Consider the following 22,851-nt stretch of genomic DNA (forward strand, 5'->3'; position numbering starts at 1 on the left):
CTCTCTTCGGCTATACCGTTCAATGAAAATCTGATTAACTTCATTGTTTCATCCCCGATTCGATACTGGAAGCAAAATCCCGCCGCAGAGTCGCCATTCCCTATCCCCCGCCCTTAAACCTGTACGTCATTCTTTCGCCACATATCTGCCAAATGTATCGTCCTCCCTGTTCGTTCCTCGGTCGAGAGTTACCTAGAGTTACACCGAGTTACCACGACTTTAGGGTTATGGGCATCGTGGCGTTGTATTCTTCTTTTAATGTTCAGGCGACTTGCCCCTTTTGCAATGATCCTCGCCGTCGGTCTGTTGCCTGCTTTCGGCCGCGCCGACAACGACTTCCAAGTGCCGGCATCGTCAGCTCCGGTCACCCCCAGAACCACTTTGACCGGACAAAAGTTAGTTCCAAGTACTTCCCGGCCCGCTCCTGCTGTGCCTGGTTCTGCAAGGGACCTCGACCCCATCCAGTCGGCGCCAGCCGCGCAACCCCAACAGATAGTCGTCACCCCTTCGGCGCCCCAGCCGGCTCCCTGGACCTGGCACGATCAGGTCTTGTGGGGTGCCCTTCTGGTTCTGGTAGTTCTTGGTTATATCGGCGTTCTTCTGTCGCTGCGGATTCTGAAGAACATCCAACGGCAAACGGAATTCGGCGTCTCCGCCGCTCAGGCCGCCCTGCAATGTGCCAACGCAGCCCTCGAAAGCTCGCAGGCAATCGTTGACTCGGGACGTCCTTGGATCGTCATTACCGTCGAACCCTTCCTTACCGTCGAGCATGGCTTCAAAGTTATGGCCACTAACCGTGGTCGAACTCCCGCCCGCATCCTGGCCAAGGCCGACTGCGTCAAGGTGGCCGCGGATGAGACCAAACTCCCGTCCACTCCTGATTTCGACAGCGGAAAATCCGCTACTCCTTTTGAGCCCATCATCCTTCTTCCGGGCGAATCAGCCGGGATCCGGCCTTTCCGTCGCGCCGACGTTCGCTCATATTGTGCGTCCGACGAACAGCTCAAGCGACTTGAGAAATGGGAGGAGAAGCTCTTCATCTATGGCCGCGTGATTTACCGCGATCTCATTTCGCCGATGGATCAGCCGAACCATGAAACGGATTGGTGCTGCTGGTACGTGTACGGTGACAAGGACGCGTTGGTGATCGCCGGACCGCCCGAATACAACAAGCACAATTAAAACTAGCTCTGCTGAACCAAAAACCGCTGCAATCCGTATAGTCGATTGGGTACAGTGTTTGCGACAGTTTTACCTATCCGACTCCTCCCAGGAGTTCGGCCAGCCAAAACCCCCAGGAGCATGAATGCCTGTCGTTGAACTCGCAGGGGTAACAAAAGCCTACGAGAGCAAGGTCGCGGTCCGTGATCTCAGCCTCTCAATCGATGCTGGACAGATGTTTGGCCTGTTGGGCCCGAATGGAGCCGGAAAGACCAGCTCCATCCGCATGATGATGGGCATCACGATGCCCGATTCCGGCACCATCAATCTCTTTGGCAAGCCCTTCGACCGGACCAGCCTCGAACGCGTTGGTTATTTGCCCGAAGAGCGCGGTCTTTACAAAAAGATGAAAGTGATCGAGCAGCTTGTTTTCTTCGGCGAACTCCACGGGCTTGCCGCCGCTGAAGCACGCAAGCGCGCGACCGACTGGGCCAAGCGGATGGATATTGACGAGGCCCTTCCCAAAAAGACTGAAGAGTTGTCCAAGGGCATGCAGCAGAAAATCCAGTTCATTGGCTCACTGCTCCACGATCCCGGCTTGATCGTGATGGACGAACCCTTCAGCGGTCTTGATCCCGTCAACGCCCAACTCTTGGAAAAGACCCTTCTTGAACTGAAGGACGAGGGTAGAGCTATCGTCTTCTCCACCCACCGCATGGATCAGGTAGAGAAACTCTGCGACTCCATCTGCCTTATCAATAAGGGTGAAGCAGTTCTAACCGGCCGCGTGCGCGAAATCAAATCGCGCTATGAGCGCAATCGCATCATTATCGAATTCGAAGGCAACGCTGATTTTCTGAAAAGCTCCGAGATTGCCGAGGCGAAGAATTTCTCCGGTCATGCGGAGGTCAAGCTCAAGGAACATGGCGACGCGCAGAAACTCCTGCACGAAGCTTCGGCGGGCGCGCGGATCTATCGCTTCGAGATGGTCGAGCCCTCGCTTGAAGAGATCTTTATCCAGACGGTCGGAGGCAAAGTCGATGCGTAATATCTGGCTCGTAGCAAGACGCGAATACCTGGAACAAGTGCGCGGGCGTGCCTTCAAAATGACCACCTTTGGCGTCCCTGCACTCTTTGCCGCAATCTTTGGGATCGGTTATCTATCCAGTCTCGGCCTTGGTTCAGGCAAGCATCTTGCCGTCGTCTCGAGCGATCCTCTACTTGCCAGCGAAATCAAAGGACAGATCCTTGGCGATAAAGATGCCAAGGCAAAGGTTGACGTGATTACGCCGGGAACCCCTGCTGACCGAGAGGCCCTCATCGATGAGGTGCGCAGCAAGCAGATCGACGGCTTCTTGTGGGTCGATACGCCCCAAGGCCAACTGCCTACAGCCACGTACACTTCGCAATCTTCCGGGGACTTCATGACCGGCGGGCGACTTCATGATGCTGTGAATCACGCCCTGCTCAATGCCAGGCTCACCACTGGCGGGATGCAGCATGACGCCGCGAACAAGCTGGTCGACGGTGTGCACATCGAGACCTTCCAGGTGAAGAAAGACCGCAGCGTCGTGAAGAGCAATGCGGCTGCTTCGTTCTACAAGGGCTACATCATGGCCATCCTGCTCTCCATGACGACCATGATTTACGGCATGAACGTGGCGCGCTCCATCATTCAGGAGAAGACCTCGCGCATCTTTGAAGTCATGCTCGCAATCGCGAAACCCACAGATATGCTTGCCGGCAAACTGATCGGGGTTGGGGCAGTAGGTCTCACACAGATCGGGATTTGGCTTGTCGCGGGGGCAGTCATGATTGGCACTCCCATTGCGGCGAGTGTCCTTTCCGGTGAATACGCCGTGCACGTGTCGGCGACTGAAGCGATCTTGTTTCCCGTCTACTTCATTCTTGGCTACCTGCTCTACAGCTCACTCTTCGCCGGCCTCGCAGCCTCATGCGAAACCGAACAGGAACTGCAGATGTACATGCCCCTGGCCGCCGCACCCACCTGGATCAGTTTTGCGCTCATCATGCTGGTCATCAACGACTCGAACTCATTCTGGTCGGTGGCCGCTTCGTTTTTCCCGCCCACCGCGCCAATCATCATGTTCCTGCGGATGTCTTCGCAGATTCCGCCGTGGTGGCAGTTCGCCGTCTCCATCGGGCTTCTGATGATCAGTATCGTGGTAGTTCTATGGGTCTCGGCGAAGCTCTACCGCGTAGGCATCCTGATGTACGGCAAGCGCGCAACCCTGCCCGAACTCGTCCGCTGGATGCGCTATAGCTGAGAGACAATCACATTCAGTGATCGCGTCGCTGAGCGTTTAATTCGCGTTAGAAGAGAAGCAGGTAATCCGGTCTGCGTGCGGAGTTCTCCGTGCCGTCAGCCATGTTTCTCGGGCAATCACTTCAGCGCACGGTCCCAGCGTACAGATTCGAATCTCTCGTTTTTTTGCTTCACTTTTTAATCGATCAAGAACCGCGCTGAATATAGTTCCTGTAAATGGTGTGTAGAGGCAGAACACGTTCCCGCGGGAAAGATCCGCATCCCTCGCATCCTGCTGCACGAAGACCACTCGGTCCAGAGCCAGTCTTTCCGCGCAATCCCGCGCACTATTAATATAGGCAGACTCCAGTTCAATCCCTATCCCCCGGCTCCCGGTCAGCATGGAAGTGATTATGGGCACATGCCCCAGGCCGGAGCCCAAGTCGATGAGAACATCCTCTTCTGATAGTTCTCCGACCTCGATCACATCAAGGATGTGACGGGCCGGAGTGGGCTGATAAAACACCATTTCAGGCCCGTGAAGACTCGCTCTTGCCGGTTCCCGCAACTCAAGAACGCCGCTCATCAGTTCGTCCAGATCGTCATACCCCAACCCGGGAAGCGGCAGGCCCGGTTCATACCCGTACATCCGCATCCACCGGCGCAATCTGGCTGGCTGAACACCTTGTCGAATCTTGCTGCGAATGGCTCGGTACACCGCTGAATTCAGAGTTTCGATTCGGTGTTGAAGCGCGCGGGCAGGCTCAAAGATCGTCTTCTCATGCGCATTGGCAATCGAGCCCTCCGAATAGCTGTCGCCTAAATGAGCGTCCAGTTCATCAAGGAACTGAATGCGCATCCTTAGCTGACTAGCCTTCAGCAGGCATAAATCTCCTTCCCACCGAATAACGAGGCGATGCAGATCACTTATATCCATTGCTAGACGAGCCTACGACGCGCGACCACGTCAGAATATTTACACGATTCTTTCTGCATGCCATTCAAAACGGTAACTCTTTCGTGTGATTGAATCTCACGGTAGATTCCCTAAGATTGCCATGACTTAAGTAATTGATTTCCGCCATCACGTAATCCTCCGATCGGCGAAGAAGATCCGAAACCACTGCCATTAGCTGCCAGGGCCAGAATTCTCGGCAGCTGATCCTACGGGTTGCGTCAACTCCTCCAGAGGGCCGCAACCTGTAGTGAATTCTGACATGCCTTCCGCCTCCGCACACGACCGCCGCTAAATTCAAATGATTGGAGACCGATCATAAGGTTCTCCTGCAGGCTCAATACCCTGCTTCATCTCCGGGTTTCGTGCTGCCATCTCGACCCTATTGCGCAGTAAACGCGACTTGTAAAATCAGGAGAGTGACCGACAATACCCATAGATTCACCATGGGCCAACGGCTTGTGCTGGCGCTTGTGCCGCGCATGGTGTGGGCACTCCTTTGGATTGTGGGGCTTACATGGCGATTTGAAGTGATAGCCGAAGAAGGTGTGACGCCGGTTGTATTCGGGCAGAAAGCAGGACCGGAAATCTACTGCTTCTGGCACCAGTGCGTCTTGCCCTGCACTCTGTATTTCCGCCGCTCCGGAGCGGTCATCCTTATTAGCCGCAGTTTTGATGGCGAGCTCATCACACGAATCCTCCGCATGTTCGGCTTCGACGCCGTGCGCGGATCGAGTTCCCGTGGCGCTCGCGAAGGTTTGCTTGGCTTGAAGAACGTAATCGAGACCGGCCGGACTGCAATTTTTACCGCCGACGGTCCGCGCGGGCCGATCTACGAAACCAAGATGGGTCCCATCAAGCTGGCCCAGGCCACTGGCGCGCCCATCGGCGCTTTTCATCTCCAGCCAGAGGGGGCATGGACGATGAAATCCTGGGACCGTTTTCTCATTCCCAAGCCCTTCACGAGGATCATCGTCAGCTGGGCACAGTGGACGCACGTACCCGCCAACACACCCACGGATCAGTTCGAAACCTTGCGCCAGCAGTTAAATGAAGCAATCGAGCGCGCCCGCCTCCGAGCATTAGCCCATCTGGGACAGCTTGCTTCATGAGCGACTTGCTTGTTTCTGATTTCGATTACGATCTGCCCGAAGAGTTGATCGCGCAGCATCCACCTGCTGAACGCGGGCTGAGCCGCATGCTGGTGATGGATCGCGCAAATGGCACTCTTCGCGACAGCCAAGTCAGCGAGTTCCCTTCCCTTCTCCGACAAGACGATCTACTGGTGCTCAATGACACGCGCGTGATCCCGGCACGCTTGTACGCCCGTCGAACGCTGCGCCGCGAAAAAGAGAAACCGACCGGACGCATCGAGGTCATGCTGACCGAGCCCGCAGGCGACAACCGATGGCATGCGCTGGTGCGCCCGGGCCGCAAAGTTGCAATTGGTGAGCGGTTGGTATTCCCCGCCCCCGACGGCGCAAGCGTGCTTGAGGCCGAGGTGCTCGAGCGTGGACAATTCGGCGATCGCCTGCTTGAATTTGCGCCCGTGAATGACTTCTTCGGCGTCCTCGATCGCATCGGCCATGTGCCGCTGCCACCGTACATTCATCGCGACGATGCGGCAAGCGACCGCGAACGCTATCAGACCGTATTCTCCCGCGACCCTGGGTCGGTCGCAGCCCCCACAGCGGGATTGCATTTCACTCCGCAGATGTTGGACCTCATCGCAACTCGAGGCGTTGAAGTTGCGCGCGTGACGTTGCACGTTGGCCTCGGCACATTTGCACCGTTGCGCGTCGAGCGTGTGAACGAAGTCCAGTTGCATCGCGAGCGCTACACCATTTCCGCAGAAGCTGCCGATGCTTTGAATTGTGCCCGCAGCGAAGGTCGGCGCATCGTCGCCGTCGGCACCACCGTCGTGCGCACTCTCGAATCCGCTGCGCTGCTGGCGGGACACTTCGCAGCTCACACCGGCGAAACTCAGATCTTTATCTCGCCGGGATTTGAATTCAAGGTGGTCGGTGCCCTTCTGACCAACTTCCACCTGCCGCAGTCGAGTCTCTTGATGCTGGTAAGCGCATTTGCAGGGCGGGAGCATGTGCTTGCGGCCTATCGGCACGCCGTCGCGGCACGCTACCGTTTTTTCAGTTATGGCGACTGCATGTTTCTGGCCTAGGCCGCATCAAAACTTATGCACGGCTGTCTTCGTGTCGACGAAACCGACTTTTCGGAAGAAATCGAAGTTCATGCTGTTGAAATACAATACACTTAGTGCCGACCATTCGGGCCTGGATCAATAACGACGGGACACTAGGATCTCCATATCGTCCCCTTGAATCTGCTGATTTCCCCCAACATAAAGGAAGATGTTCGTTCATGACCGATTCGAAAAACACAATCCTTGTAACCGGCGGCGCCGGATTCATTGGTTCAAATTTTGTGCTGCGCTGGATCGAGACCGTTGGCACCCCTGTCGTTAATCTCGACCTGCTGACCTACGCCGGAAACCCTGAGAACCTGGCAGCGCTCGATGATGACAAGCGCTACCAACTCGTGCGCGCCGACATTTGCGATGCGGAAGCTGTCGCAGCCGCGCTCAACGAGCATCGTCCGCGTGCCATCGTTCACTTCGCAGCAGAAAGCCACGTCGATCGCTCCATTGTCGATCCCGGCGCATTCATTCATACCAATGTCCAGGGCACCTATACATTGCTCGAACAGGCTCGCCGCTACTGGTCGGCACTCGATGACGCCGCAAAGGAATCTTTCCGCTTCCTGCACGTTTCCACGGATGAAGTTTACGGCACGCTGAGCCCCGAAGATCCCGCGTTCTCCGAGACAACGCCCTATGCGCCCAACAGCCCTTATGCTGCTTCGAAGGCTGCTTCCGATCATCTGGCGCGTGCATACTTCCATACGTTCAAGCTGCCGGTCCTCACTACCAATTGCTCCAACAACTACGGACCGTTTCAGTTTCCTGAGAAGCTGATTCCCTTGATGATCATGAATGCGCTCGAGGGCAAAGCGCTTCCCGTTTATGGCGATGGACAGAACGTCCGCGACTGGCTATTTGTTGACGATCACTGCTCCGCCATACGCACCGTGCTCGAAAAGGGCAAGCTCGGCGAAACGTACAATGTCGGCGGCAACAGCGAGCGTAATAATCTGCATGTCGTCAATACAATCTGCGACCTCGTTGACGAGTTGCGGCCCGACCCGGTCATTGGCTCTCGCCGCAAGCTGATCAAATACGTCGCCGACCGTCCCGGTCATGATCGCCGTTACGCGATTGACGCGCGCAAGATTGCAAACGAACTTGGCTGGACGCCCTCAGTCGATTTCGAACACGGCCTGCGTAACACCGTAGAGTGGTATCTCAATCACGCATCCTGGATCGAGAATGTGCGCAGCGGCGCCTATCTCACGTGGATCAAGCAAAACTACGAGGAGAGGATCGCGCAATGAAGGGGATCATTCTTGCCGGTGGCTCGGGAACGCGCCTTTATCCAGTCACACATGTCGTTTCAAAACAGCTTTTGCCTGTCTACGACAAGCCCATGATCTACTACCCGCTGAGCACGCTGATGCTCGCTGGCCTGCGCGACATCCTGATCATCTCCACACCGGAAGACACACAGCGATTTGCGGATCTGCTGGGCGACGGCAAGCGCTGGGGTATCAACCTCACCTATGCCATCCAGCCCAGTCCCGACGGACTTGCGCAGGCGTTCACCATTGGCCGCGATTTCATCGGCAACGATACTTGTTCGCTCATCCTCGGCGACAACATCTTCTACGGCCAGTCGTTTTCGCGCGACTTGCAGCACGCGGCAAACTTGACCAGCGGTGCTCTCGTCTTTGCGTATCCGGTGCACGATCCAGAACGCTATGGCGTAGTGGAGTTCGATAGCGCCGGTAAGGCGATCAGCATTGAAGAAAAGCCCAAGCAGCCAAAGTCTCGCTACGCCGTAACCGGCCTTTATTTCTACGACAACGACGTGGTGAAACTGGCGACCGATCTGAAGCCTTCAGCACGCGGCGAACTGGAAATCACAGATCTGAACCGGCTGTATCTTGAAGCCGGCAAACTGCGGGTCCAGGTCATGAGCCGCGGCATGGCGTGGCTTGATACCGGTACACACGATTCGCTCTTTGAAGCCGGAATGTACATCCAGACGATCGAAAAGCGACAGGGATTGATGATTGCCTGCCCTGAAGAAATTGCTTATCACTTCGGATATATCAATGCCGAACAGCTTGAGGCGTTGGCAAAGCCCGTGGCTAAAAGCGGCTACGGACAATACCTGCTGGCTCTGCGCAATGAGCGGCATATCCCCGCAGGATCAGGCGAGCTATGAACATTCAAGAGACATCCCTGCCCGGTGTAATGCTGATTACGCCCAAGATTCACAGTGATAATCGCGGCGCTTTCTGGGAGACCTGGAATCATCAGGCATTCGAATCTGAAGGATTGCCCTGCACCTGGGTCCAGGACAATTTCTCCATATCAAAGAAGAATGTAGTCCGCGGCATCCATTATCAGATCCTTAATCCCCAGGGAAAGCTCGTGCGCGCAACGCACGGCGCCGTACTCGATGTTGCCGTCGATCTGCGGAAGAGTTCTCCTTGCTTCGGAGAACATGTTGCCGTGGAGCTTAGCGGCGAGAACGGGCGAATGCTCTGGATCCCGGAAGGGTTTGGTCACGCATTTCTGGTGTTGACTGAGGTCGCTGGGTTTGCCTACAAAGTCACCGATTCTTACAATCCCAACGGTGAGCGCACCATTGTATGGAATGACCCTGATCTTGCGATTGCATGGCCAGTCGTGCCCGAAGAAGCTATCGTCTCCGACAAAGATGCGAACGGAGCAACGCTCGAGACCGCCGAGGTATTCGCGTGAGTGAGTGGCCGCGAATCCTGGTGACTGGTGCAGATGGACAGGTGGGGCGCGCAATACTCGCCGAATTTGCAGGATCCGCTGAAGTGATTCCGTGCAATCGAAATACTCTTGATCTTTCGAATCCTGACCAAATTCGCGCGACGGTCCGTGAAGTTGCCCCAGACATCATCATCAACGCCGGAGCCTACACGGCAGTCGATCGTGCCGAGAGCGAGCGGGACCTCGCCTTCGCCATCAACGGCAACGCGCCTGGAGTGCTTGCAGAGGAAGCACAGCGCGCCAGTTCCCTGCTGATTCATTACTCCACCGACTACGTCTTCAATGGTTCAAAGAAGGGACCATGGGGCGAAGAGGATGCCACCGACCCCTTGAGCGTGTATGGCGCCAGCAAGCTTGCCGGCGAAGAGGCAATACGCAAGGCAGGAGGCCGTTACCTCATCTTCCGCACCAGCTGGGTATACGCGCCCGAAGGCAAGAATTTTGTGCTCACCATGCTGCGGCTCGGCCGCGAACGCGACTCGCTGAACGTAGTTGACGATCAGTTTGGCGCGCCGACAACAGCTGCTGAGCTGGCCCGGGCCACACACGCCATTGCCACAGGAATCGTTACAGAAAAATTTACTATCGCGAACGCATGCGCAGGCACATACCACATGACCTGCGCCGGCAGCACTTCATGGTGTGGGTTTGCGCGCGCGATTTTTGAACGCGCCCCGCAACTGCTCGATGGGAAAATGCCTGCGGTCAATCCAATTGCGGCCAGTGAATATCCAACCCCTGCCAAGCGGCCGCAGAACTCCGTGCTCTCCAACGAAAAACTGCAGCGCACCTTCGGCGTGCATCTAGCCCCTTGGGAGGCAGCACTCGACGAAGTCCTCGCGGCCATCGCCTCGAAACGGAGAGACAATGAACCGTCACATACCCTGCAACACAGACCGGTCGAGAATTAACCTGGAACAACGCGACGTTTCCGCATAACATCTTTCAAGCTGCCCGTCGGGAGATCGCATGCGTTCGTTTTACGCTTTTCTGCTGCCTGCACTCTGGACGGCTTTTGTCGTGTACTGGCGGTTGATGTCGGCCAACGTCAAGGGCACCCGGCGGTTCGAAGCTGCCCCGTCTCGGATTACTCGCCTGATTCTCTTCCTCGTTGCTATAGCCTTGCTCTTCCTTCCCGAGTCGACATTCCCTTGGCTTACGTGGCTATACGAGTCGCCCCTCGTTCCAAGCGAGTGGACATTTTTCGGGGGAGTCGTACTCACCGTAGCGGGCCTGCTCTTCTCCATCTGGGCGAGGCATCAACTGGGCCGTAACTGGAGCCTCACCGTCACGCTCAAGGACGATCACGAACTGATCGTGACCGGCCCATACGCCTTGGTGCGCCATCCCATCTATACGGGGCTTCTTGTCGGATTTTTGGGGACCGCCATCGCGATCATGCAGGTCCGCAGCATCCTTGCCTTAATCCTTATTCTGATCGCCCTTTGGACGAAGATACGAATGGAGGAGCGCCTGATGCGCGACCATTTTGGCGCGCAGTACGACGTCTACTCGCAGCGCGTCTCCGCGCTGATACCGTATGTTTTTTGACGTAGATATTCGAATTGCACGACCGCCACTCAGCCGCGGATAACTTCATCCCGCTGAGGCTGAAACAGTACCAGCGTGTATTCGTCCCCCTGCGGTTGTGCTTCCCCGCCTCATCGTGCGACAGGTAACGTAGAACCATGGATTCCCCCTCGGCCATCGAGAGCCCCGCCACCGCCGGAACCGCCCCGGCTTCGGCGACCAGCCCCCTGAAGCGCGCCTTCGAGCGCATCTTCACGCGCCACCTGATGAACATCGCGATCCTCATGGCGCTGCCCGTTATCTTTACGGTCTCTCTGAATCCTGCGCGCGAGTCGATGCGCGACCCCGACATCTGGTGGCACCTGGCCGACGCGCGCCAGTTGATGACGACCCATCACTTCATTTGGACTGAGCCCAACTCGTTTACAGTCGGCGGCCAGCCGTGGGTTAACCCGGAGTGGCTCGCCGAATTGCCCTACTGGTTCAGCTACCAGGCACTGCATCTGCGCGGGATCTACTTTGCTGAATGGGTCATTATCTGTGCCAACCTGATCTTTCTCTACTGGCGTGGGTTTCGCAGGTCCGGTCACGCCGGAGCAGCGTGGTGGGCCGCAGCGCTCGCATTCCTGTTGATATCCGTAAACTCAGGACCACGGACGATTTCGATTGCGTATCTCGCGATGTCATCAGAGCTTGCAATTCTCGAAGCTTACAAAGGGGGAAAGACACGGGCGCTCTGGCTGCTTCCGCCGCTCTTCTGCATATGGATAAATCTGCATGGCAGCTGGCTCATCGGCCTGGCACTATTCGTGCTTTATATTCTGTGCGGCTCGTTTGAATTCAAGATGGGTGCCATCGAGCAGGAGCCCTTCGCCCCTGCCGATCGCAATCGCCTTCTCACCGTGCTCGCGGTAAGTGTAGCCGTACTTCTAATCAATCCCTACGGCTGGCACTTGATGTGGAACCCCATCGACATGATGTCAAATCAGAAATTGAACATCGCCAATGTCATGGAGTGGAAGCCGCTCAATCTCAGCACCGCCGCCGGCGTTTCAGCTTTTGCGGCGATGTGCCTCATGGTTGTCGCCAACGCATTCAAAGGACGCAAGTGGCGAATCTACGAGTTGGCTTTCATCTTTTTCGCATGGTACGCCGCGCTGGATCACATGCGCTTTGCATTCCTGGCCGCCGTCATCACGACTCCGTTTCTTGCTGTCGACATTCGACGTGGCTTCAATCTCAGTTCTGACGAAAAGACGATTCCTGCGGCAAATGCCTTCATGGTTGCCGCCGCTGCGCTTGTCATCTTGTTTATCTTTCCCACCGAAAAAAACCTCAAGGAAAAGCTCGGCACATTTTTCCCGATGCAGTCGCTTGAGCAGATACAGCCATCCTGGCGCACTTTCGACTCGGACACCGTCGGCGGGATGATGGCCTTTCTAGCCAAACCCGATTTCATTGACTCCCGCTTCGACATCTTTGAGCACCGTGGAGTTTTGGGCGACTACCTCAAGGCCATGTACCTGGTGTCACCTCTCGAAGTCTTCGATCATTACCGCATTGACCATGTTCTGGTCACGGATACGATGCCGGTCGCTTACCTCCTGAAACACACCGAGGGCTGGACAATCGTGAAGAGCGAAAAGACCGGTGAAGACGTATATGTGACCTTTGCTCGAACGCCCGGAGCCCGGGCAGGTTCTTCCATCGTTGGGCCCACCAATAAATAGCTGATTACTGTTGATCCAGTGAATGCATCTTGAGGTGAGGTTGACCAAGGTAGAATCGCCAGCCAGCGGAGCAACTCCCATTTTTACAGACGGTTACATCTCTTATAATCTCCGTTGTTGCTAATAGTTTCGACGGTCTCAAAAGCCTTTCGCTATTCAACCTTCCGGATGTGACCCGTGTCACAAGTCGAGGAATATATTCATGAAATTATATGTCGATAGGAATTAATTTGACCGCAATGGCCACACGGACGGTTTGGAGTGCTTCGGTGAATTTTGACTCATCATCTTTCATCGCCGAGAAGGAGCTAATTGACGCTCTGGAAAGGCGCTCTTCCACTTTGATCTGCACGGAGTCCCGCCGCCTGTTCAACCAGGGAGGCAAACCAGCCGGTCTTTACATTCTGCGCAAAGGCACCGCATCCCTGACTATGGAATCGCCCACGGGCGGGGACTTGATGTCTATCAAGTTACATCCCGGTTCCCTGTTGGGCCTCCCGGCGCTTATCGGCAATGAGCCTTACACGCTGACTGCCAGCGCCGATAAAGACGCTGAACTTGGATTTGTCACTCGCGAGGATTTCAACAGTCTCATGATGACCGATCCTTCGATTGCGGTCCGGGTATTGCGCGTCCTTGCGGCTGAAGTGCGAACCGCCCGCCACGCTATTTCAGAATTCTAAAAACAACTGAAAAACCGGGACACTCAACAGCGCAACGTCTTGCGTTTTTTTCCGATCTTTCCCGCCTTCTCATTCTTCTCGATATACGCAGTTGCCAACGGAACCTTGCACGCCGTGTCGCCCACATCCACCTTGACCGCGCCGAGTTGCTCGGCCACTGCCTTGGCTTCTTTCAGTAGCGGCTTTACATAGGTGCCTACAGCAATCACAAAACTGTTCATCGTCATCTTTACCCGGTTGGGCGCCGCGTTGATCTCCTTCTTCACCCTGGAAAGCAACTCTCTGACTTCGGTCAGATCCAGGCTTTCGTCCGGCCTGATCGACAACAATCCCGCATAAGTGCACCATCCGGAAGCCGCGATTTGCGGGTCTTTCGAATTCATCCATTCCAATGCCAACTCTCGCGCCATCGCATTTTCTACCGCAAGCCATGGAACGGTGTATTCAGAAATCATCTGCAAATCCGATGCGCTCTTAGCCCACTTGTTCAGCTGCGTCTTGCTCAGCCTCGAGCCGTCGGCCACCATTCCGGCAAGGTACATCGCATCCATGTTGCCGGTCTCATAGAGTTCGCACGCAAGATCCTGCTTACCCTTGATGGTCTTGGCAATTACCTTTAAATCCGCCACGCTGACGCCGTAAATACGCTCGGGGTTCATCCCGTGCCGCGCATAAATTCTGCGTGTCTGTTCCTTGCCCTTCTTTTTCAGATCCGACATGATCGCGGCAACCGTCGTCATTGCTTGATTGGCCCTCTCGGTCCAGCCGGTTTGCAATTGCTGGATGGCGCTGATTATCCCTTCCTTCGCCCTCTGATTGCAACGCAGAAACGCGCTCACTTGCAATCCTCACATCGCGCTTCCGCGCATCGGTACGCGCTCGGGCCAAATGCGTTAGCATCCGGAGTGTGCCCGGCCTTGATAGTCCAGTAAAGTTTGTGCGCGGTGTCGGTCCGCAACTGTCGGAGATGCTCGCGGCCAAAGGCATTCAGACCGCTGAGGATCTGCTTTACCATCTTCCCTTTCGCTATGAGGACCGCCAGAATCCGCGCAGTCTCGACGAACTGAAACCCGGAGAAACCGCCAGCGTGATCGCCGAGGTACGCGGCTCCGCACTTCTGCGCACGCGTCGAATGCCGCTATTTGAACTCACCGTAGGTCAGGGGCGCCACGTGCTCAAATGCATCTGGTTTCACGCCACCTATCTCGAGGGCAAATTTCACGCAGGACAAACCGTAGCCCTCTACGGAAAAGTTGAGCCATCTCGCTCGACCAGCAACTTCAAAATGATTCAGCCGCAGTTCGAGATTTTGCCCGACGCGAGCGATGATGCGGAGACGCGCTTGCTTGAAGTCGGCCGCATTACGCCTGTCTACGAATCGCTGGGCGGGTCCCGGTTGGCTTCGCGCTGGCAGCGCAAAGTGATCTTCAATCTACTCGATGCTGTGCGTGGAAATGTGCTGGAATGCCTGCCGGCGCAGATGCTCGGCCGGCTTGACATGCCGGATCGCGAAACATCTTTGCGCGAGGTCCACTTTCCACCGGAAGGCACTTCGCTCACGCAACTGCAATCCTGGGCAACGCCTGCCCATCGTCGCTTGATCTTTGAGGAACTCTTCTTTCTCGAGTTAGGCCTTGAGTTGAAACGGCGTCGCATGCGCGAACGAGCCGGAATCGCGTTCGAGACCAACAACAAAGTCCGCGAAGCCATCCGCGAAGTGCTGCCGTTTCATCCCACCGCGGCACAAAAACGCACCCTCGGCGAAATCGTCACAGACATGCGTGCGTCCAGTCCCATGCGGCGGCTGTTGCAAGGCGATGTCGGCTCTGGCAAAACCATCGTGGCGCTGCAGGCCATGCTCGTGGCAATTGAGAACGGATATCAAGCCGCGCTAATGGCGCCCACCGAAATCCTTGCAACCCAACATTTTCTGGCGGCTCGCAAACTCCTCGAGCGCTCATCGCGAAAATACCGCACGATACTTCTCACCGGTTCGCTCGATGAAGATCGCAAGCGCACCAATCGCGGAATGATCAATCGCGGCGAGGCGCAACTGGTCATCGGCACACATGCTTTGATCGAGGAAAATGTCGAATTCGACCGTCTTGGTCTCGTAGTCGTCGACGAACAGCACCGCTTCGGTGTGATGCAGCGCTTCAAGCTGATGAAGAAACCAAATCAGCCAGAGCCGGATGTGCTCGTGATGACCGCAACGCCGATACCACGCACGCTGGCGCTGTCGCTCTATGGCGATCTTGATGTCAGCATCCTCGACGAACTCCCTCCCAGACGCACCCCGATCGTCACTCGACGCGTGCCGGAAGAGCGATGTGAAGATGTCTGGGACTTCGTGCGCAAGCAGGTGGCCCAGGGACGACAGGCGTACATCGTGTATCCCGTGATCGAGGGCAGCAGCGACGACCAGCCAGAACTGGACTTTTCGCATGACGAACCTTCCGCGGCAGTTTCTGAACCGGCCTCACGTTCCGCTAGAACCGCGCGTAAAGGGAAGACCGCAGATCTCTTCTCAAGCATCTCGGGCCAGAAACCTACGCCGAAAATTAAAGGAGCAGAGCTCAAGTCTGCCGTCTCGATGCACGAGAAACTGCGTACCGGCCCCCTCAAAGGATTGCGCGTCGGTCTGCTGCACGGCCGCCTCGATCCTGACGACAAGGAAATCATCATGCGCCGATTCCAGCGCGGTGAAATCGATGTGCTGGTGGCAACAACCGTCGTCGAAGTCGGCGTGGACGTTCCAAACGCCACCGTGATGGTGGTAGAGCACGCAGAACGCTTCGGCCTTGCACAATTGCACCAGCTTCGCGGCCGGGTCGGTCGTGGCGCTGCCAAAAGCTACTGCATCCTCATCACCGGGCAAAAAGTCTCTGAGCAGGCTGAAGAACGACTCGGCGCCATGGTCAGAACGCAGGACGGTTTTGAACTGGCAGAACTTGACCTCACCATGCGTGGCCCGGGAGAGTTTTTTGGTACCCGCCAGGCCGGCCTCCCGGATTTCCGGGTCGCCAACCTGGTGCGCGACCGTGCCTTGCTGGAACTCGCCAAGCGCGAAGCAGAGACGTTCGCCACCGCCAAGTCAGGCGAAGGGACCGAAGCAGAGCGTGGTCGCGTATGGGCCCGCCTTAAAGAGTCGTGGCAGCGCCGCTACGGACTGGTAGAAGCCGGTTAGTGATCGAGCCGCCGATTAATGCGGCGCCTGCGCTGCTGTATCTTTTTCTTCATTCATCGCGAACGTCTGAATCTCAAGATCAACGCTTACGATCTCCTCACTGCAGTCTTTCCGGACCAGCCGCGTGCATTGGCAAAGTTCGGTAAAACGAATGTGCGCATTCTGGCTCAGCTCAACACCGGCAGCGATGAGAATGCTGTAGATCTCGAGGCACGACTGCCGCTCAAATTCGAACAAAATGTCGATGAGACCCTCATCGCTGGCACTGCGGCTCAAAACCCAGCCCCCGCATCCCAGGATCGCGCCGGTAACGGATCGAACGACCCTATTCGGCTCTTCCCTGGAGATCGCTCTCATCTGTAAAGCCCACGGAATCGCGCCCGGCTGCTGGGCATCGCGGAAGGTCAAAGCCTGTTTCATAACTGATGTATCGGCAGGGTGGATGGAAAGATCATGGTGTGCGCTGGCGGGTTCAGTAAGCACGCGAATTCCGGACTTGCACACAGAAGCAAACTGGTCGCGGGGTGTTAGCTTGGTACACAACATGATTGTCGGCAGCGGCATTGATCTTGTTGAAATAGCACGCATCCAGCAGTCCCTCGAACGCTATGGGAAGCGCTTTCTCGACCGTGTCTTCACTGCTGCGGAACAGGCCTACTGCATGCGCAAACGCAACGCCGCCGAAAGCCTCGCAGCCCGCTTTGCCGCCAAGGAAGCGGGAGCAAAAGCGCTGGGCACCGGCATCAGCCGCGGCGTTAACTGGCTCGAAATCGAGGTGATACGGGAGCCCGGCGGCCGCCCTGGTCTCCGCTTCCACGGCCGGGCAGCGGAGATCGCTTCCCAGCTGGGCGTTGCCCGCGCAGCGCTGTCGATCACCCACACGGCAAGCCTCTCCATGGCAAACGTAATCCTCGAGAGCTGATCCGATTTGCGCAAAGCTAACCCTCATTTCTGCATGAAGATGCTGTGCCAGATCTCTTCTGGTCCTTTAGCATTCCTTTTACCGACAGGTTTACCTCAAGCGCTGGTAACCCCTGCCCTTTCTGCTATTCTCAAGGCGATGAGGTTGTCCGGTCGGGTCAACATCATCAAGGGGATTTGAGTGCCGAGCCGCAAAGAGATTCAGTGGTCCCAGCTGAGAGTTGGCGCATTGGTCCTGGCGGCCTTGGCCGTTCTGGTTCTTGTCATCCTCCTCATGTCGTCAGCCAGCGGCGGCCTGTTCGCGCATAAACTCACCCTTCGCACCTACTTCAATAACGCCGGCGGCCTAAAAAGTGGCGCCCCCGTTACGCTCGAAGGCGTGACCATCGGAAACATCACCAAGATCCGTGTTGTTCCCGAGCGTAGCCCCACCCCTGTGGAAGTTTCCATGCGGGTTGGCGGCGAATACATTCACTTTTTGCATTCCGACTCAACTACATCCATCGTGCAAGCCGGTGTTTTAGGCGACAGCTTCGTCGATATCACTTCCGCCCACGCCACGGGGCCGGCGCCAGCCAACAACACCGAACTCCGTTCGACTGAAGCTCCCAGTTTGCAAGGCGTTATCAGCGCCAGCCAGGACTCCATCGACCAGATCACCAAGCTGATGAAAAACGCCAACATCCTCATGGACACCCTCAACTCCAAGCGAGGCACCATCGGCGGCTTCATCAACGACCCAGCCTTTTACGCCAAACTCAACCACATCGCCGATAACCTCGATAAGTTGACCGGAGCCATCAACAACGGCCAGGGCACCCTCGGCAAACTCGTCAACGACGACACGCTCTACACGCACGTCGATTCCGTCGTTGGCCGCTTTGACAACATCGCCCAGGGAATACAGAACGGCCAGGGAACCGCCGGGAAACTGGTCAAGGACGACACCCTCTATAACAACCTTAATTCCACCGTCGCCAATGCTAATCAATTGCTGGCCGACGTGAATTCAGGAAAGGGTTCGATCGGCAAGCTGGCGAAGGATCCCGAATTCGCCAAGAAACTGGATGACGCCGTAACCCGCTTGGATAGCCTTCTCACCGGCATCGACGAAGGCAAGGGCACCATCGGACAGCTCATGCAGAATCGTTCGGTGTACGACCATACCGACCAGACCATGGATCAGGCCAAACAACTCCTCCAGGCCATTCGCCAGGATCCCAAAAAATACTTCGTGATTCGCCTCAAGCTTTTCTAAGTCGCAGGAGTTTCAGTCGATCTGGCGATTTTTGAGGAACTTCCGCAAGCATCCATGCGTTTCTAAGTCATCGGAGGTCGGAATGTTCCCCAAGGCTCGAATCGCTACAGCCGCAGTCTGCCTACTCGCCGCCGCATGCGCGGTCACTCTTGTCTTTCGCCCCATGAACCTTGTCCACGCCGATCGAATCTCCGCACCAAGCTACAACGACAAAGGCGATCTGCTTCCGCTCAAGGATTACCGCGAGTGGATCTACATCACATCTGGCATTGACATGAGCTATTCGCCCAAAGCCATGGAGATGCAGGGGCAATCCGTGTTCGACAACGTCTTCGTCAATCCTGCGGCTTATCGCAGCTTCGTCGCAACCGGAACGTGGCCCGATAAGACAGTCATGGTCCTTGAGGTGCGCCGAGCAAAAAGCAAAGGATCAATCAACCAGCAGGGACACTTTCAGGACACCGCGATCACCGGCCTCGAGGTCCATGTGAAAGATGAAGCTCGATTCCCCGGCAAGTGGGCCTTCTTTGATTTTGATGCGCCCGATAAAACCGGCACGCTGATTCCAAAGGGAGCTCCTTGCTACACCTGCCACGCCGCCCACGCGGCCGTTGATACGACTTTCGTGCAGTTCTACCCCACGCTATTGCCCATCGCGAAAGCCAAAGGAGCACTCTCCGAAGCGTTCCTAAAAGAAGAATCTGCCGAAGCCTCAAAGTAGCAAAGTTTTGTATTAAAGCCCTGCTTCACCGCGAAAAATCATCCAGAATCGAATGAAGCACTTCAGGCGCACCAACTGAAAGTAGTCGTGCGCGATCAGGTAGAAGACGACCGCCCCTGCCCACACCATATGCAGCGCATCCCCACCAAGCTGATCGCTAAAGGGAAGAGGTGCCGCCGACAACACCATAGCCAGAATCATCAACGCCAGGTTCACAATCCCCATCACCATGCCAATTTCGACCAGCTCAGAAGTGAACGTCTTCCCCAGTCGCAGGCCCTCGCCTAGCGCGGCCAACGGAGTCCGCTTCTCAAACAACATCAGCACCGGGGCTACGGAAACAATCCAGCCCAGCAAAGCCCACACCGTAAAAAACGCCAGCGATAGAAAGATCAGCCAGATGGCAAACCCGATCAGGTCCGGCTCACCACTGGCAGGAAAATGAGCCTGCGCCGCCCGACCTACAGACAGAAACCATCCCGCGCAAACCCCGCCAAACAGAGCTAGCCAGACAGTCTGCAGCATCATCATCGATGCCGGACGAAACTTCAGACGCGGATCCATGCGATAGAACGCAAGGCTGCGGCCGAGGCCCGAGATCACGATCCATGCTAGTGCAGCGATGGGAACCAGCCACTTAAGTTCGTGCGCTATCAGCGGCTCATACCTCGCAAACGCACGGCTCAACTGCGCTGCCGCGATCCATGGATTCTGCACATCGATGTTGTGCAGTCCCGAATCTTCAAGCGTGAGAAGGCCGAGCACATGCTGCAGACGCGCCCAGCAAACTAACAGAAACGGAACGCCAAACAGCCAGCGCCAGCCCACCTCAATCGCGACAATCTCGGGCCGCCGCAGCATCCAGCCCATCTGGTCGACCAGCGTCTGCGTGCCGCGAACCTGCGCCGCTCGGCGGTCTGCGATCACTTGAGCCTCAACTGCATTGCGCATTACTTCACAACCAGATTCACGGCGCGCCCCGGCACAACGATGATCTTCGCCACGGTCTTTCCCGCGATGCGCGTCTTGACCTTTTCCTCATCAAGTGCCGCCGCTTCGATCACCTTGGAATCAGAACCCGAAGCCACGCGAACCACACTCACCAGCTTGCCGTTGATCTGCACCGGGATCTCAATCTCATCTTCTTTGGCGAGTCCCGGATCGCTCTTCGGCCATGGCTGGCGCAGCACCGCGCCGTCGCCGCCCAGTTCTTCCCAAAGCTCGGCTGCAAGATATGGTGCAAACGGTGCAATCAGCAACACCAGCGTCTGCAGCAACTCGCGAATCACTGCTGCCGGCACTTGCCCTGCAGCCAGTTGCGCATCGGCGCCTTGAAGCTCGTTCACCAACTCCATGATGGCCGCGACGCACGTATTGAAGTGCCAGCGCCCTTCAAAGTCCAGCGTGATCTTTGCCGTAGTCTGATGCAGTTTGCGCAGCAGCTTCTGCGCAACGCCGCTATTCGGCACGTCAGAGTTGACCTGCGAGGCCGCGCGAGCTACCGGCGCGTACTTCGTGACAATGCGCCATACGCGACCGAGAAAGCGGCTGACTCCCGCAACGCCGTCTTCCTGCCAATCCAGGTCGCGGTCTGGAGGCGCCGCAAACAGCGCGTACATACGCGCAGAATCTGCGCCGTAGCGCGCCACCATGTCATCCGGCGAAACTACGTTGCCCTTCGACTTGGACATCTTCGCGCCGTCTTTAATCACCATCCCCTGCGTGAAGAGACGCCGCACCGGCTCATCATTCGTAATCAAGCCGAGGTCCCGCATCACCTTCGTCCAGAAGCGCGAGTAGATCAGGTGCAGAATCGCGTGCTCCACGCCGCCGATGTACTGGTCAATCGGAAACCAGTACTTCGCCGTCGCCGAATCGAACGGAGCATTTGCGTTCTTTGCATCGGTGTAGCGGTAGAAGTACCAGCTCGAGTCGACAAACGTATCCATCGTGTCGGTCTCGCGCTTTGCTGGCCCTTTGCACCTGGGACAAGTCACGTTCACGAAATCCGGCACGCGCGACAGAGGCGATCCGCCCTGCTGCGTAATCTCGATCTTCTCCGGCAGCAGCACCGGCAACTGCTCATCCGGCACCGGCACGAGCCCGTCACGCTCGCAATGAATCATTGGAATCGGCGTGCCCCAATAACGCTGGCGGCTCACGCCCCAATCCTTCAGGCGAAACGTAACCTTCGCCTCGCCGAAGGCACTGCGTGCGGCAACCTCCTGGAGTTGTTTCTGGGCCTGCTCGCAGCTCAGCCCATTGAACTCGCCCGAGTTCACCAGCACGCCATCTTCGGAAAGGAAGGGCAACTCCGGTTCTTCCGCGTTCGGATCAGCTGGAGCAATTACCCGTCTCACTGGAATTGCGTATTTCTTCGCAAATTCGAAATCGCGCGCATCATGGCCAGGGACACTCATGATGGCGCCCGTTCCATAATCGCTGAGCACATAATTCGCCACCCAGATCGGCACCAGTTCGCCGCTATAGGGATTAATGGCAAATTTACCCGTAGGAATTCCGTGCTTCTCAATCTCGCCGATATCGCCCGCTTCGCGAGCCTTCTTCTGCTCTTCCAGCAGCTTCGAAACCTGCTCGCGCAGGCCCGCATCATCCGCAGCCAGAGCTGTCACCAACGCATGCTCCGGCGCAAGCTGCACGCTCGTGGCGCCAAATATCGTATCGACGCGCGTCGTGAACACGCGAATCTTCTCTGGCCGGTTCTCAACGCCGAAATCAACCTCGGTGCCTTCGCTCCGACCGATCCAGTTGCGCTGCATCGTGCGCACTTTTTCTGGCCAGCCATCCAACTTGTCCAGATCGTCCAGCAGTTCCTGCGCATAGGCTGTGATGCGCAAAAACCACTGCACCAGGTCGCGCTGCTCCACGATCGTGTCTTCATGCCGCCAGCAGCGACCGTCGATCACCTGCTCGTTGGCCAGAACCGTCGCGCACTCCGGGCACCAATTCACTTTGCTCTTCTTGCGATACGCTAGCCCTTTCTCGTACATGCGGAGAAAGAACCATTGGTTCCACTTGTAGTAGTCAGGAAGGCAGGTTGTAACCTCGGTCGCCCAATCGAAGCCCATGCCAAGCCGTTCGAACTGGCGCTTCATCGCAGCGATGTTCGACAGTGTCCATTCGCGCGGCGGAGTGTTGTTTTTAAGCGCGGCGTTTTCAGCAGGGAGCCCGAAGGCGTCCCACCCCATCGGATGCATCACGTTGTAGCCGCGCATCCACATGTGACGCGCCAGTGCATCGCCGATCGAGTAATTGCGCACGTGGCCCATGTGCAACTGGCCGCTGGGGTAAGGCAGCATCTCCAGCACGTAATACTTGGGTTTACCGCAGGAGTGCGGCTCAGCCGCATACATTCCGGGGTCTGCGGCCCAGCGCTGCTGCCATTTCGGCTCAATTGTCGCCGGGTCGTAACGAAGCTCTTTTTCTTCCGCCATAACCTTTCAGTGTAAATGGACAATCTCCGGAGCCCGCCCATG

General features: G+C 56.6%; 21 protein-coding genes. 16 read left to right on the forward strand and 5 right to left on the reverse strand.

The genetic code is table 11. The features are described 5' to 3' along the window. Window positions 1-285: 285 nt before the first annotated feature. The 3 genes from P8935_RS20660 to P8935_RS20670 all read left to right on the forward strand — a co-directional run bounded on the left by P8935_RS20660 (window position 286) and on the right by P8935_RS20670 (window position 3,449). Window positions 286-1,182 carry a hypothetical protein gene (locus P8935_RS20660; RefSeq protein ID WP_348262203.1) on the forward strand — a complete coding sequence of 299 codons (897 nt, stop codon included), beginning with the start codon at window positions 286-288 and terminating at the stop codon, window positions 1,180-1,182. A gap of 124 nt (window positions 1,183-1,306) precedes the next feature. Next, entirely contained in the window at window positions 1,307-2,209 is a 903-nt protein-coding gene (locus P8935_RS20665; protein WP_348262204.1) for an ATP-binding cassette domain-containing protein, read from the forward strand. Continuing rightward, window positions 2,202-3,449 (forward strand): ABC transporter permease, encoded by a 1,248-nt coding sequence (locus P8935_RS20670; protein ID WP_348262205.1) that lies wholly within the window; start codon window positions 2,202-2,204, stop codon window positions 3,447-3,449. The genes P8935_RS20665 and P8935_RS20670 overlap by 8 nt, the downstream gene beginning before the upstream one ends. Window positions 3,450-3,485: 36 nt before the next feature. Here the strand turns inward: P8935_RS20670 and P8935_RS20675 are convergent, their stop codons facing one another. Further along, window positions 3,486-4,286 (reverse strand): hypothetical protein, encoded by an 801-nt coding sequence (locus P8935_RS20675; protein WP_348262206.1) that lies wholly within the window; start codon window positions 4,284-4,286, stop codon window positions 3,486-3,488. A gap of 515 nt (window positions 4,287-4,801) precedes the next feature. Between P8935_RS20675 and P8935_RS20680 the strand changes: the two genes are divergently transcribed. The 9 genes from P8935_RS20680 to P8935_RS20720 all read left to right on the forward strand — a co-directional run bounded on the left by P8935_RS20680 (window position 4,802) and on the right by P8935_RS20720 (window position 13,267). Further along, complete coding sequence (locus P8935_RS20680; protein ID WP_348262207.1) at window positions 4,802-5,494, forward strand: lysophospholipid acyltransferase family protein; 693 nt, start codon at window positions 4,802-4,804, stop codon at window positions 5,492-5,494. Next, a complete protein-coding gene (gene queA / locus P8935_RS20685) occupies window positions 5,491-6,561 on the forward strand; it encodes a tRNA preQ1(34) S-adenosylmethionine ribosyltransferase-isomerase QueA (RefSeq protein ID WP_348262208.1) in 1,071 nt (356 codons plus the stop codon). The genes P8935_RS20680 and queA overlap by 4 nt, the downstream gene beginning before the upstream one ends. Before the next feature lie 200 nt (window positions 6,562-6,761). Then, window positions 6,762-7,850 (forward strand): dTDP-glucose 4,6-dehydratase, encoded by a 1,089-nt coding sequence (rfbB, locus tag P8935_RS20690; protein WP_348262209.1) that lies wholly within the window; start codon window positions 6,762-6,764, stop codon window positions 7,848-7,850. Next, the gene (gene rfbA, locus P8935_RS20695; RefSeq protein ID WP_348262210.1) at window positions 7,847-8,743 is read left to right on the forward strand and encodes a glucose-1-phosphate thymidylyltransferase RfbA; all 897 of its coding nucleotides are present in this window, start codon (window positions 7,847-7,849) and stop codon (window positions 8,741-8,743) included. The genes rfbB and rfbA overlap by 4 nt, the downstream gene beginning before the upstream one ends. After that, the gene (rfbC, locus tag P8935_RS20700) at window positions 8,740-9,285 is read left to right on the forward strand and encodes a dTDP-4-dehydrorhamnose 3,5-epimerase (RefSeq protein ID WP_348262211.1); all 546 of its coding nucleotides are present in this window, start codon (window positions 8,740-8,742) and stop codon (window positions 9,283-9,285) included. The genes rfbA and rfbC overlap by 4 nt, the downstream gene beginning before the upstream one ends. Next, window positions 9,282-10,235: a dTDP-4-dehydrorhamnose reductase gene (rfbD, locus tag P8935_RS20705; RefSeq protein WP_348262212.1), complete on the forward strand. Its 954-nt coding sequence runs from the start codon at window positions 9,282-9,284 to the stop codon at window positions 10,233-10,235. The genes rfbC and rfbD overlap by 4 nt, the downstream gene beginning before the upstream one ends. A 58-nt stretch (window positions 10,236-10,293) precedes the next feature. Further along, window positions 10,294-10,875 (forward strand): isoprenylcysteine carboxylmethyltransferase family protein, encoded by a 582-nt coding sequence (locus tag P8935_RS20710; RefSeq protein ID WP_348262213.1) that lies wholly within the window; start codon window positions 10,294-10,296, stop codon window positions 10,873-10,875. 137 nt (window positions 10,876-11,012) lie between these two features. Beyond that, window positions 11,013-12,584, forward strand: a complete 1,572-nt coding sequence (locus P8935_RS20715) for a hypothetical protein (protein WP_348262214.1) — start codon at window positions 11,013-11,015, stop codon at window positions 12,582-12,584. Window positions 12,585-12,853: 269 nt separating this feature from the next. After that, a complete protein-coding gene (locus P8935_RS20720) occupies window positions 12,854-13,267 on the forward strand; it encodes a cyclic nucleotide-binding domain-containing protein (RefSeq protein ID WP_348262215.1) in 414 nt (137 codons plus the stop codon). Window positions 13,268-13,290: 23 nt separating this feature from the next. On the opposite strand, the gene P8935_RS20725 is transcribed toward P8935_RS20720, so the two are convergent. Continuing rightward, window positions 13,291-14,106 carry a DNA alkylation repair protein gene (locus P8935_RS20725; protein WP_348262216.1) on the reverse strand — a complete coding sequence of 272 codons (816 nt, stop codon included), beginning with the start codon at window positions 14,104-14,106 and terminating at the stop codon, window positions 13,291-13,293. A 68-nt stretch (window positions 14,107-14,174) separates the two neighbouring features. Here P8935_RS20725 and recG point away from each other — a divergent pair, with 68 nt between their 5' ends. Beyond that, the gene (recG, locus tag P8935_RS20730) at window positions 14,175-16,454 is read left to right on the forward strand and encodes an ATP-dependent DNA helicase RecG (RefSeq protein ID WP_348262217.1); all 2,280 of its coding nucleotides are present in this window, start codon (window positions 14,175-14,177) and stop codon (window positions 16,452-16,454) included. Between the two features lie 15 nt (window positions 16,455-16,469). Here the strand turns inward: recG and P8935_RS20735 are convergent, their stop codons facing one another. Further along, complete coding sequence (locus P8935_RS20735) at window positions 16,470-16,874, reverse strand: hypothetical protein (protein ID WP_348262218.1); 405 nt, start codon at window positions 16,872-16,874, stop codon at window positions 16,470-16,472. Between the two features lie 22 nt (window positions 16,875-16,896). Between P8935_RS20735 and acpS the strand changes: the two genes are divergently transcribed. The 3 genes from acpS to P8935_RS20750 all read left to right on the forward strand — a co-directional run bounded on the left by acpS (window position 16,897) and on the right by P8935_RS20750 (window position 19,354). After that, a complete protein-coding gene (gene acpS / locus P8935_RS20740; RefSeq protein WP_348262219.1) occupies window positions 16,897-17,376 on the forward strand; it encodes a holo-ACP synthase in 480 nt (159 codons plus the stop codon). Between the two features lie 180 nt (window positions 17,377-17,556). Next, the gene (locus P8935_RS20745) at window positions 17,557-18,633 is read left to right on the forward strand and encodes an MlaD family protein (RefSeq protein WP_348262220.1); all 1,077 of its coding nucleotides are present in this window, start codon (window positions 17,557-17,559) and stop codon (window positions 18,631-18,633) included. 82 nt (window positions 18,634-18,715) lie between these two features. Continuing rightward, window positions 18,716-19,354: a cytochrome P460 family protein gene (locus tag P8935_RS20750; RefSeq protein ID WP_348262221.1), complete on the forward strand. Its 639-nt coding sequence runs from the start codon at window positions 18,716-18,718 to the stop codon at window positions 19,352-19,354. Between the two features lie 12 nt (window positions 19,355-19,366). Here the strand turns inward: P8935_RS20750 and P8935_RS20755 are convergent, their stop codons facing one another. Together P8935_RS20755 and leuS are read right to left on the reverse strand one after the other, a co-directional pair. Continuing rightward, window positions 19,367-20,281 carry a hypothetical protein gene (locus P8935_RS20755; protein WP_348262222.1) on the reverse strand — a complete coding sequence of 305 codons (915 nt, stop codon included), beginning with the start codon at window positions 20,279-20,281 and terminating at the stop codon, window positions 19,367-19,369. A gap of 23 nt (window positions 20,282-20,304) precedes the next feature. Then, complete coding sequence (leuS, locus tag P8935_RS20760) at window positions 20,305-22,809, reverse strand: leucine--tRNA ligase (RefSeq protein WP_348262223.1); 2,505 nt, start codon at window positions 22,807-22,809, stop codon at window positions 20,305-20,307. Window positions 22,810-22,851 lie beyond the last annotated feature (42 nt).

Origin of the sequence: Telmatobacter sp. DSM 110680, from assembly GCF_039994875.1 — a bacterium.
Taxonomy (GTDB): domain Bacteria; phylum Acidobacteriota; class Terriglobia; order Terriglobales; family Acidobacteriaceae; genus Telmatobacter.